The organism is Pectobacterium peruviense (assembly GCF_003312355.2).
GTDB classification, from domain to species: Bacteria; Pseudomonadota; Gammaproteobacteria; order Enterobacterales; family Enterobacteriaceae; genus Pectobacterium; species Pectobacterium peruviense.
On record NZ_CP161826.1, the window covers coordinates 1,445,156 to 1,457,733 of the forward strand.

Below are 12,578 nucleotides of genomic sequence, written 5' to 3' on the forward strand. Positions count from 1 at the left end.
AATTGAGCCGCCCTTGGTCGGGCGCGTTCGGAACGCTACTAGAAAAACAGAGAACGTTAAGCGCACGAAACTTCCCCTAAAGTAGCATTTTACCAGTGCTCATGTTCAGCTATGACAGTGACAAATCCTTCCCCGGCGCTTTGCGCCGAATCGTCCTCAGCTTGTCGAAAAACAGATACACCACCGGTGTGGTGTACAGCGTGAGGATCTGGCTCATCAGCAGCCCGCCGACAATCGTGATACCGAGCGGTTGCCGTAGCTCTGCACCGTCGCCGCTGGTCAGCACCAACGGCAGTGCGCCAAACAGCGCGGCTAAGGTAGTCATCATAATCGGACGGAAACGTAGCAGGCAGGCTTGGAAAATAGCATCCTGTGCGCTTAGTTTACCGCTACGTTGCGCTACCAGCGCAAAATCCACCATCATGATCGCGTTCTTCTTCACGATCCCAATCAACAGCATAATGCCAATTAGTGCGACCAAGCTAAACGGCGCGCCGAACCACTCCAGCGCCAGCAGTGCACCCACGCCCGCCGAGGGCAGGGTAGACAGAATCGTCAACGGATGTACATAGCTCTCATACAGTATGCCCAGCACGATATACACGGTGATAATCGCCGCCAGAATCAGCAACAGTTGGGAAGACTGCGACTGCTGGAAAGCCTGTGCCGTGCCGGAGAACTGGCCGCGTACCGATGACGGCACGCCCAGCGACGTCATGGTTCTTTCTATCGCCGCCGTCGCGCTGGAGAGATCGGTGCCTTCTGGCAGGTTAAAAGAGATGGTTGAGGCCGCGGACAGCCCCTGATGGTTCACTGACAGCGGTGCGTTGATCGGCTTCCAACTGGCGAAATAAGAGAGCGGGATCGGTTTGTTTTCACTATTTATCACGAACATCTTGTCCAACGAACTGACATCCTGTGTATAGGTGTCATCGACTTCCATCACCACTTTGTATTGGTTTAACGGCTGGTAAATGGTCGAAATTTGACGTTGTCCGAAAGCGTTGTTGAGTAGCGCATTGGCGGCAGAGACGCTGATGCCGAGCTGCGCCATCGCATCACGATCGTAGGTTAACGCCATTTCCGCGCCTTTATCCTGTTGATCGGAGTTCACATCGGCCAGTTCAGGCAGTTTACTGAAAGCTGCACGGATCTTGGGTTCCCACGTGCGCAGCTCGCTCAAATCGTCAGACAGCAGCGTGTACTGATAGCCGGCGTTCGCTTCCCGTCCGCCGATTCGGATATCCTGCACCGGCATTAAAAACAGGTTGGCTCCGGGTTCTTTCGCCAGCTTGATGCGCAGGCGGCTAATTACCTGCTGGGCTGAAACATCGCGCTCGGAAAGCGGCTTCAGTGAGATAAACATCGAACCGCTGTTGGTGCGCGATCCGCCGGTAAAACCGTTAACGTTATCTACCGCAGGATCGCTGCTGACAATGGTCATGAAGTTCTGGAGTTTCACCGTCATGGCCTGAAAAGAAATACTCTGATCGGCCTGAATGAAGCCCATCAATCTGCCCGTATCCTGTTCCGGGAAGAAGGTCTTCGGAATGCTGATATACAGCCAGACGTTGAGCGCGATGGTTCCCAACAGGAGCAGCAAAACCCAGCGCGCATGGTTGAGCACCCACTTCAGCGAGCGTCCGTAACCTTGTTGCATGGCGAGCAAGACGCGATTAAAACCTCGCGTACGCGGCTGGCTGCGTTTAGGAACGGCACGCAGCAGTCGTGCACACAGCATCGGTGTCAACGTCAGTGAGACCAGCAGCGAAATCATGATCGCTACCGACAGCGTTACGGCGAATTCGCGGAATAGCCGCCCCGGCAAACCGTCCATCAGCAACAACGGGATGAACACCGCCACTAGCGACATACTCATAGATAAGACGGTGAATCCGACTTCTCTCACACCCTGAAGCGACGCCTGTAGCGGCTTCATGCCAGCCTCAATATGGCGGGAAATATTCTCCAGCACCACAATGGCGTCATCCACGACGAAGCCGGTGGCAATGGTGAGCGCCATCAGCGACAGGTTGTTCAGGCTGAAGCCACACAAATACATGGCGGCGAAGGTACCGATAAGCGATACGGGGACAGCCAGAGCCGGAATCGCCGTTGCTCGCCCCGAACGCAGGAACAGGAAGACGACCAGAATAACCAGCGCGACGGCGATAATCAGCGACTGCTCTACTTCCGCCAACGATGCACGAATAGTGGGAGAACGATCCTGTGCGACATCTAACTGAATTTCGGCAGGCAGGCTGGCACGCAGTTCCGGCATAGCGGCGCGGATGTTGTCTACGGTGGTAATAATGTTGGCATCCGGCGCGCGGCGAATCATGACCAGAATCGCGGGCTTCGAATTCGCCATCCCGGCGTTGCGGGAGTTTTGCACCGAATCTTCCACCGTCGCCACATCGCTCAGGCGGACAGCTGCGCCGTTGTTGTAGTGGATAATTAGCGGTGCGTAGGCATCGGCGGTTTTGAGCTCATCGTTGGTTTGTATCTGCCAGCTTTTCTGACTGTTTCCCACATTTCCCAGCGGCTGGCGCACGTTCGCCTGCGCGATGGTCTGCCGTACCTCATCGAGGGAAATGCCCTGATTAAACAGTGCCACCGGATTCAGCGCGACGCGCACGGCGGGGAGCGAACTCCCGCCGATGGAAACATCGCCGACGCCTTCCATCTGCGAAATCTTCTGCGATAGTTGGGTCGAGGCAAAGTCGTATAGCTGCCCCTGGCTGTAAGTGTCCGAGGTTAGCGTTAGGATCATGACGGGTGCGTCGGACGGGTTGACCTTGCGATAGGTGGGGCGACTCGACATACCGGATGGCAGCAGGTTCTGTGCCGCGTTGATTGCCGCCTGTACATCGCGCGCCGCCCCGTTGATATCCCTGTCGAGGTTAAACACCAGAATGACGCGCGTGCTGCCGAGCGAGCTGGTGGACGTCATTTCGCTGACGCCTGCGATCCTACCGAGCGCACGTTCCAGAGGTGTTGCGACGGCAGAAGCCATGGTTTCCGGCGAGGCACCAGCCAGCGAGGCGCTGACCGAGATCACAGGGAAATCCACCTGCGGCAGCGGAGACACCGGCAACAGGCGGAAGCCTAATATGCCACAGAGCGCTATGGCCAGCGTCAGCAACAGGGTCGCGACGGGGCGGTGGATGAACAGGGCGAAGAACTTCACTCGGTTTCTTCCTCCTGACGCGGCGCACGGCGGAAGCGCGTCGCTAAGCGGTCAAACAGCAGGTAAATCACCGGTGTGGTAAACAGCGTCAGAATCTGGCTCATGATCAGGCCACCGACCATACAAATACCTAGCGGCTGGCGCAGTTCTGCACCGACGCCGGTGCTTAGCATCAGCGGTAGCGCACTCAGCAATGCCGCCATAGTGGTCATCAAAATCGGCCGGAAACGCAGCAGACAAGCCTGATAAATGGCGTCATAGGGTTTCATGCCCTGTTCTCGCTCTGCCGCCAACGCGAAGTCGATCATCATGATGGCGTTCTTCTTCACGATCCCGATGAGCAAGATGATCCCGATAATGGCAATCACATCCAGCTCATTCCCTGCCATCATCAGAGCCAGTAGTGCGCCAACCCCCGCCGTTGGCAGCGTAGACAAGATCGTGATCGGATGAATAAAGCTTTCGTACAGCACGCCGAGCACAATGTACATGGCGACAATCGCCGCGACGATGAGCCACACGGTGCTGCTCAGCGCCGACTGGAACGCCAGCGTACTTCCTTGAAAACGGGTGGTGATATCCGCAGGCAGATTCATCTGCTGCTCAGCCTGAGTGATGGCATCAACCGCTTCGCCCAACGCATGGCCTTTCGTGACGTTGAAAGAGATCGTCGTCGACGGGAACTGGTCGATATGGTTGATCGCCAGTGGTCCTTGACGTTCTTCAATGGTGGCAATGCTGCTGAGTGGAATCGTACCGCCGTCGCTGCTGATGAGGCGCACGTCGTTTAGCGCGTCCAGCCCGGTGTTATTGGTCGTATCGTGTTCCAGCACCACGCGATACTGACTGGCCTGCGTATAAATGGTGGAAACCAACCGCTGACCGAAGGCGTTGTACAGCGCGCTGTCAACCTGCGACATCGTAATGCCCAGACGGCTGGCGCTGTCGCGATTGACGTTGACATAGGCGACCGCCGCGCCGTCTTGCCAGTCGCTGCTGACATCCTCTAGCTGCGGCAGCTTTTTCAACTCGGTCATCAGCTTCGGCACCCAGACGCTCAGTTCGTCCAGCGACATCGCCTGCAACGTAAACTGGTACTGCGTGCGGCTAATTTGGGTATCGATGGTGAGATCCTGCACGGGTTGCAGATACAGCTGAATGCCGGGAATCTGTGCGGTTTGCTGTTGCAGGCGACTGATGATCTCTGGAATGCGTTCGCTACGTTCATTGAGCGGTTTCAGGTTGATTTGCAGTCGCCCACTGTTCAGCGCCGCGTTGGTGCCGTCAACGCCGATGAATGAGGACACGCTCTCCACCGCCGGATCCTTCATGATGATGGACGCAACGCGCTGTTGGCGGTCGGCCATATTGCTGAACGAGACCGTCTGCGGTGCCTGCACGGTGCCCTGTATAATGCCGTTGTCCTGTATCGGGAAGAAGCCTTTCGGGATCCAGATATAGAGCAGGATGGTCAGCAGCAGCGTACCGAGCGCAACGCTCAGTGTCAGCCACGGATGATTCAGTACTTTACGCAGCCACGTGCCGTAGGCATCAATCAGACGCGTGAAGAAACGCTCGCTGGCGCGGGTAAAACGATTCTGTTTACGCAGCGACTGATGGCTTAGCATTCGCGCGCACATCATCGGGGTGAGCGTGAGCGACACGACGGCGGAAATCAGGATAGATACCGCTAGCGTGACGGCAAACTCGCGGAACAGGCGTCCGACGATATCGCCCATAAACAGCAGCGGGATCAAAACGGCAATGAGGGAGAACGTTAGGGAAATAATGGTGAAGCCAATTTCTCCCGCGCCTTTCAACGCCGCATTAAGCGGTTTTTCCCCTTTTTCGATATAGCGGGCGATGTTTTCAATCACCACGATGGCATCATCCACCACGAAACCGGTGGCGATGGTGAGTGCCATCAGCGTCAGGTTATTGATGGAAAAACCAAGAAAATACATGGCAGCAAAGGTGCCAACCAGCGACAGCGGTACGGCAATGCTTGGGATTAGCGTAGCGACGGCGTTACGCAAGAACAGGTAAATCACCATCACGACCAATGCAATCGCCAGCAGCAGCTCGAACTGGACGTCTTTCACCGAGGCGCGAATGCTGGTGGTGCGGTCAGTCAGCGTGGCGACCTCGACGGAGTTCGGCAGACTGGCTTTTAACGCAGGCAGCATCTTGTTAATGCTGTCCGTGGTTGTGATGACGTTGGCACCCGGCTGGCGCTGAACGTTGATAATGATCGCCTGTTGCCGATTTGCCCAAGCACCGAGATAAATATTCTCGGCGGCTTGCTCAATAGTGGCGACATCCTGAAGCCGCACTGGTGCGCCATTCTTCCACGCGACAATCAGCTTGCGATAATCATCAACGGATTTCATCTGATCGTTGGCGGAGAGCGTTACCGAACGCGTCGGACCATCCAGGCTACCCTTGGCGGAATTCACATTGGCCGCGGTAATTGCGGTGCGGATCGTTTCGCTGGTCAGGCCGTAAGCCGCCAGCGCTGGCGCGTTCAGCCTTACCCGCACGGCTGGACGTTGACCGCCGGCTAACGACACCAGCCCAACGCCAGCCACCTGCGAGATTTTCTGCGCGATGCGGTTGTCTACCATGTCCTGCACCTGCGTCATCGACATGGCGCTGGAGGTGACGGCCAGCGTCATAATCGGCGGATCCGCCGGATTCACTTTGCTGTAGGTCGGTGGGTAGGGCAGATCGTTCGGCAACAGATTGCTTGCTGCATTGATGGCTGCTTGCACATCCTGTTCGGCGACGTCCAGCGATAGCTCAAGCTGGAACTGAAGCGTGATGACGGATGCGCCGCCTGCGCTCTGCGTCGACATCTGTTTTAGTCCAGACATCTGGCCGAACTGCCGCTCTAGCGGCGCGGTAATCGCTGAGGTCACTACATCGGGGCTGGCACCGGGATACAGGGTAATAACCTGTATCGTCGGGTAATCGACTTCGGGCAGTGCGGAAACCGGCAGCGCCCGATAGCCGATAATACCAGCCAGCAGAATGGCGATCATCAGCAGCGTGGTCGCGACCGGTCGCAGAATAAACAGGCGAGACGGCCCGCCGCCGCTGGCTGGAACGTTATCCTGCATCAGGATTTCTCCCCAGCGATAGCGGGCGTTTTCTCCGTCAACGCTGAGGGAACGATTTCCACTTTCGCGCCTTCGGTCAGGCGGTCGATGCCGTCAGTCACGACCTGAACATCGGCGTCTAGCCCAGCGGTAACGACAACCAACTGACCGTATTGGATGCTCGTAGTTACCTGACGCTTACTGACTTCGTTCTTATCATTCAGAATCCAGACGAAGCGGCCTTCATTCCCCATTTGTACGGCGGCGGAAGGGGCGACGACGGCATTTTTCAGCGTATCGACCTTCATGCGGATGTTCACGAACTGGTTCGGGAACAGGGCATCATCCAGATTGTCAAAACGCGCCTTGAGCTTGATCGTGCCCGTGGTGGTGTCGATCTGGTTATCCATGCTTAACAGAATGCCCTGCGAGAGTTTCTTTTGATTGGCGCGATCCCAGGCTTCCACCACAGGCGGCTGGCCTGATTTTTGCGCATTCAGAATCGTGGAGATTTCCGCTTCCGGTACGGTAAAGACCACATCGATAGGGTACGTCTGCGTAATCACGACAATGCCATTAGTGTCGCCGCTGGTGATGTAATTCCCTACATCGACCTGTTTTAACCCTATCCGACCGCTAATAGGGGCGGTGATTTTGCTGTAATCCAACTGAAGCTGTGCGCTGGCTACGGCACCTTCATCGGCTTTTATCGAGCCTTCTGCCTGACGAACGGTGGCGGTCTGCGAATCTAGCTCCTGACGTGAGATCAGATTGGTTTTCACCAGTTGCTGATAGCGCGCTAAATCCTGTCGGGCGTTAGCCAGTATGGCCTGATCTTTTGCCAACTGGCCCTGTGCTTGTGTCAACTCAACCTGAAAAGGACGCGGGTCGATTTCCGCCAGCAAGTCGCCAGCCTTAACCTGTTGCCCTTCCTGAAAGTGTAGCGCCATCAATTCCCCGTTCACCCGGCTGCGCAGCGTCACGGTATTGGCCGCCGTCACGGTGCCTAAGCCGGAGAGATAATAAGGTACAGAAGCGGATTGCGTCAGTGCAGCCTGCACCGGAGCCAGCGTTCGCATGGCGGCGCGGCGTCCGCCGGTACTGGCACTATTTCCCGAATGTGACGTACGAGTGGCGTGTTGTTCACTCGTGCCGGAGGCGGCAGGCGTCGTCTGGGTAAAATGGCGCCAGATCAGCACGGCAATAGCGATAACGGCGGCAAGTATCAGCAGGCCTCGGATACGTTTGGCATTCATAGTGATGGATTACTCTCTCCAGGTTGCGCGGTAAGTATGATCTCTTTGTCATTCTTCACGCTGCGAGTGCATTGGCTATCATACCCAGCACGTTATTGGACCAGTGGCCGCATTTTACTAGTTTAAACAGTGGATGCCGGACAAAAATGAAGGAAATATGGAAGATGTGTCAGGGTTTGTAGGAAAAAAAATCCGGCAGTGTAAGACTGCCGGACTGAGATAAGAATTTTATAACACGATGAGGCGTTACAGCACCAGACCGGCGATAGCGGCGGAAAGGATGCTCACCAGTGTGGAACCGTAAACCAGTTTCAGGCCAAAACGGGAAACTACGTTGCCCTGTTGCTCGTTCAGACCTTTAATCGCACCAGCAATAATACCGATGGATGAGAAGTTGGCGAAGGACACCAGGAACACAGACAGAATGCCCACGCTGCGCGGAGACAGTTCGCCTGCCACTTTTTGCAGTTCCAGCATCGCGACAAATTCGTTAGAAACCAGTTTGGTTGCCATGATGCTACCAACCTGAAGGGCTTCATGAGACGGGATACCCATGATCCAGGCGAACGGGTAGAACACGTAGCCAAGGATTTCCTGGAAACTGACGCCAAAAATGGCGCTGAAAATGGCGTTGACTGCGGCAATCAGGGCAATGAAGCCGATAAGCATAGCGGCGACGATAACGGCGACTTTGAAGCCTGCCAGAATGTATTCGCCCAGCATTTCAAAGAAGCTCTGATTTTCATGCAGAGTACCCAACTGCAATTCCTGCTCTTCACCGACTTTGTAGGGGTTAATCAGCGACAGCACGATGAAGGTACTGAACATGTTCAGAATCAGCGCGGCAACGACGAATTTGGCATCCAGCATAGACATATACGCACCGACGATGGACATCGAGACGGTGGACATGGCAGTTGCAGACATGGTGTACATGCGTTTTTCGGACATCTTGCCCAGAATATCTTTGTAGGCAATGAAGTTTTCGGACTGGCCGAGAATCAGTGAACTGACCGCGTTAAAGGATTCCAGTTTGCCCATGCCGTTCACTTTGGACAGAACCGTACCAATGATGCGGATAATGAAGGGCAGCACTTTAATGTGTTGCAGAATACCGATTAGCGCGGAAATGAAGACGATAGGGCAGAGCACTTTGAAGAAGAAGGAAATCAGGTTCTTCTCACTATTCACCATGTCACCGAATACGAAGTCCGTCCCTTGGCCTGCAAATCCGAGTAATTTGTCGAAGACTGCGGCGAACCCTTTGACGACACCTAACCCAACGTTTGAGTACAGGAAGAAGTAAGCGAGCAGAATTTCGATGACGAGTAGCTGAATAATGAAACGAATACGAATGCTTTTACGATCGCGGCAGACAAGCAGCGCCAGCGCCGTAACAACAACTAGCGCCAGAATAAATTGCGCAATATGGGACAAGGACATGTGTGCTCCAAATATGAGGCAGGCCAAATTTTCCACGTCATTTTATGTAACGCGTGCACTAAAAATGAGAGGAAAGACACAAAAAAACAATTATACCTTGGGATTTTATCTAAACTAAATGCCACGTCTCGTTATTTGCGCCTTTCTGTTCATTCATTATTCTTATTCCACATATACCCGTCATATTTTAAGTTGCAGATTGGCGGGTATTCTTCGTGATGTTTTCTGCATGATTCAAAAGGAGAGTGATTATGTCAGTATCAAATACCACACGCGAGCTTGGACGTTCAGGAATTGTAGTTCCGCCATTCTCGTTCGGCGGTAATGTCTTTGGCTGGACGGTTGATGCGTCGACGTCGTTCAGTTTGCTGGACGCACTGGTGGCGCATCGGCTGAATTTCATTGATACCGCGGATGTTTATTCGCGCTGGGCACTCGGCAATCAAGGCGGTGAATCTGAAACGATCATCGGCAACTGGCTGAAAAAAAGCGGTCAGCGCGACAACGTCATTCTCGCCACCAAAGTCGGGATGGATTTGGGCGATGGCAAGAAAGGACTGTCTCCTCGCTATATTCGACAGGCGGTTGAGGCTTCATTACAGCGCTTACAAACTGACTACATCGATCTCTATCAGGCACATACTGACGACAAAGATACGCCACTGGAAGAAACGCTGGCCACGTTTGATGCGTTGATTAAAGAGGGGAAGGTTCGTGCGATTGGGGCGTCCAACTACAGTGCGGCACGTCTGGCGGAAGCGCTGAAGGTCAGTAAAGCCAATCATCTGGCGCGTTATGAAACGTTGCAACCGGAATACAATTTGTACGATCGTCAAGGGTATGAGGCTGCGCTGGAACCACTAGTGCGTGAGCAAGGGATCGGGGTCATTAGCTATTATTCGCTGGCCAGCGGATTTCTGTCAGGCAAGTATCGTCAGCCGAAGGATGCATCGAAAAGTGCACGTGGGCAGGGTGTGGTAGAAAAATACCTGAACGAACGCGGTCGCACTATTTTGGAAGCGCTGGATAGCGTGGCGAATGCGCATCAGACGACGCCATCGCAGGTCGCGCTGGCATGGCTAATTGCACGTCCAGGCATTACTGCTCCTATAGCCAGTGCGACATCGCTGGAGCAGGTCGCTGAGCTGGCAAGCGCGACGCGACTGGTGTTGCCAGTAGAAGATATTGAGCTACTGAACCGCGCGAGTCGTTACTAATAAATAGAACGTTTTTTGAATACGAGTCTTTTTATCGTACTTGTTAAATTAATTAACAGGACAGATCGCTATGAAGGACGATGTAACCTCAGAAAGTCGCATTTCCATTGATTCTCACGATCTTATCAGAACGCTAACCCGCATTGTCGGTAAGCCCCATATCTTAACCGATAAAAATAAAACAGAGCGTTATCGCAAAGGCTTTCGCTCGGGTAGCGGGGAGGCACTGGCGGTGGTTTTTCCCGCTTCGCTACTTGAGCAGTGGCGGGTATTTAAAGCCAGTATTGAAGCGGGTTGTATTGTGCTGATGCAGGCCGCTAATACGGGATTAACTGAGGGTTCTACCCCGAGCGGTAATGATTACGATCGGGAAATCGTGATCATCAATACCCTGCGCTTGGATAGCGTTCAACTGCTGGATGAGGGACGACAGGTTGTAGCGCTGCCGGGAAGTACTCTGTGGCATCTTGAGCGCGTATTGAAACCGCTTGGGCGTGAACCGCATTCTGTGATCGGCTCTTCGTGTATTGGCGCATCGGTGATTGGGGGAATTTGTAATAACTCCGGTGGTTCTTTGGTTCATCGTGGCCCAGCCTATACCGAAATGGCACTTTACGGCCGGGTTAACGAGCAAGGTCAGGTGGAACTGATCAACCATCTGGGGATCAATTTGGGTGATACGCCGGAAGCGATTCTGACCCGTTTGGAATCGCAACAGTATGACGCGAAGGACGTGATTTATGACGAGCGTCAGGCATCTGACCACGACTATATTGAACGTGTGCGGGATGTGGATGCAGACACGCCGTCGCGCTTTAACGCTGATGAGCGCCGCTTATTTGAGGCCGCTGGCTGTGCAGGAAAACTGTCGATTTTTGCCGTGCGTCTGGATACGTTTCCGGCGGAAAAATCCCAACAGGTTTTTTATATTGGGACTAATCAGCCGCAGGTATTGACGGAATTACGCCGTCATATGCTCGCAGATTTTAAAAATCTGCCGGTGGCGGGTGAGTATATGCACCGCGATATATTCGATATCGCCGAAACATACGGCAAAGATACGTTTATGATGATCGATAAACTGGGTACGGATAAATTGCCCTTATTTTTCAACCTGAAAGGGCAGATGGACGCGATCTTTAGCAAAGTGCCTTTCCTTCCGCCGCATCTTGTTGATCGTACCATGCAGTTTCTCGGCCGCTTGCTGCCTTCTCATCTACCGGCGCGGATGAAAACGTATCGTGACCGTTTCGAACACCATTTGATGGTGAAAATGGCGGGAGACGGCATTGATGAAGCACATCGTTGGCTGGAAGAATATTTTCATGATGCCGACGGCGAGTTTTTTGTCTGTACGCCGGAAGAAGGTGCGAAGGCCTTTCTGCATCGCTTCGCAGCAGCGGGAGCCGCGATCCGTTACCATGCAGTACACAGCCATGACGTGGAAAATATCTTGGCTCTGGACATCGCTCTGCGGCGTAACGACCGTGAATGGTTCGAGCATTTACCGGCGGATATTAGCGACATGCTGGTGCATCGGCTGTATTACGGCCACTTCATGTGCCATGTCTTCCATCAGGATTATATTGTGAAGAAAGGCGTGGATGTTCATGAACTGAAAGAGAGAATGCTGGCCTTACTCGATCAGCGTGGGGCGGAATATCCGGCAGAGCACAATGTTGGTCATCTCTATCAGGCCAAACCACAGCTGAAAGCGTTTTATCAGAACAGCGATCCTACCAATAGCCTGAACCCAGGAATAGGCAAAACCACTAAGCTGAAAAACTGGGGCTGTACCGGCTGTGAAGAACACCACACCAACCATTAAATAGCTGATGCCGCTAACGGGCGTGTTGTGTGTCCGTTAGCGGGATTGCTTAATGCGTTTAACCGTTTTTAGCCCGTCGGCTGCCCTGCGTGATAGGTCAGAATTCGTCACCGATCGGGATGAAAACGTGTCGTTAGTGCGCCTCTGCGCCGTCGTCTTCAAACCAGGCAGCCAGTTCGCGCCGCAGGTTATCTGACTGGGTGCCGAAAATAGCCTGCACTTGATGACCGACAATAATCACGCCGATAGCGCCCAGCTTTTGCAGACTGTCGCTGTTGACCAGACGCAGGCTGTGAACCTCGACCCGTAGTCGGGTAATGCAGGCATCCAGACTGACGATATTTTCTTTGCCGCCAAAGGCGCTCACCAACTGCTGCAAATTCTCTTTGTCTAGCGGTGAAGCGATTTCAATCTCGGTAATTTGCTTACCCAACATTGATGCGAACAATTTCCGAAAATTGTGAATCTTGCCCATCGTAGTCACCTCTTCGTTTGTTTATCAGCGTGCGTATGATAATGCCGCTCACCTAACATTACTGTTAGGCG

7 protein-coding genes are annotated in these 12,578 nt (G+C 53.7%); 2 read left to right on the plus strand and 5 right to left on the minus strand.

Translation table 11 applies throughout. From position 1 onward, the window contains the following. Positions 1 to 109: 109 nt before the first annotated feature. The 4 genes from mdtC to DUT67_RS06605 all read right to left on the minus strand — a co-directional run bounded on the left by mdtC (position 110) and on the right by DUT67_RS06605 (position 8,981). The gene (gene mdtC, locus DUT67_RS06590; RefSeq protein WP_113626630.1) at positions 110 to 3,190 is read right to left on the minus strand and encodes a multidrug efflux RND transporter permease subunit MdtC; all 3,081 of its coding nucleotides are present in this window, start codon (positions 3,188 to 3,190) and stop codon (positions 110 to 112) included. Further along, complete coding sequence (locus DUT67_RS06595; RefSeq protein ID WP_113626629.1) at positions 3,187 to 6,309, minus strand: MdtB/MuxB family multidrug efflux RND transporter permease subunit; 3,123 nt, start codon at positions 6,307 to 6,309, stop codon at positions 3,187 to 3,189. The genes mdtC and DUT67_RS06595 overlap by 4 nt, the downstream gene beginning before the upstream one ends. Next, the gene (locus DUT67_RS06600) at positions 6,309 to 7,544 is read right to left on the minus strand and encodes an MdtA/MuxA family multidrug efflux RND transporter periplasmic adaptor subunit (RefSeq protein WP_113632922.1); all 1,236 of its coding nucleotides are present in this window, start codon (positions 7,542 to 7,544) and stop codon (positions 6,309 to 6,311) included. Before DUT67_RS06600 ends, DUT67_RS06595 begins: the two co-directional genes overlap by 1 nt. 246 nt (positions 7,545 to 7,790) lie before the next feature. After that, positions 7,791 to 8,981: a NupC/NupG family nucleoside CNT transporter gene (locus DUT67_RS06605; protein WP_113632958.1), complete on the minus strand. Its 1,191-nt coding sequence runs from the start codon at positions 8,979 to 8,981 to the stop codon at positions 7,791 to 7,793. 257 nt (positions 8,982 to 9,238) lie between these two features. Here DUT67_RS06605 and DUT67_RS06610 point away from each other — a divergent pair, with 257 nt between their 5' ends. Beyond that, entirely contained in the window at positions 9,239 to 10,204 is a 966-nt protein-coding gene (locus DUT67_RS06610; protein ID WP_113632921.1) for an aldo/keto reductase, read from the plus strand. A 70-nt stretch (positions 10,205 to 10,274) separates the two neighbouring features. Beyond that, positions 10,275 to 12,032, plus strand: a complete 1,758-nt coding sequence (gene dld, locus DUT67_RS06615; protein ID WP_113632920.1) for a D-lactate dehydrogenase — start codon at positions 10,275 to 10,277, stop codon at positions 12,030 to 12,032. A 133-nt stretch (positions 12,033 to 12,165) separates the two neighbouring features. Here dld and DUT67_RS06620 read toward each other — a convergent pair whose 3' ends face one another. Further along, the gene (locus tag DUT67_RS06620) at positions 12,166 to 12,507 is read right to left on the minus strand and encodes a glucose PTS transporter subunit EIIB (RefSeq protein ID WP_005970074.1); all 342 of its coding nucleotides are present in this window, start codon (positions 12,505 to 12,507) and stop codon (positions 12,166 to 12,168) included. Between the last annotated feature and the right edge of the window lie 71 nt (positions 12,508 to 12,578).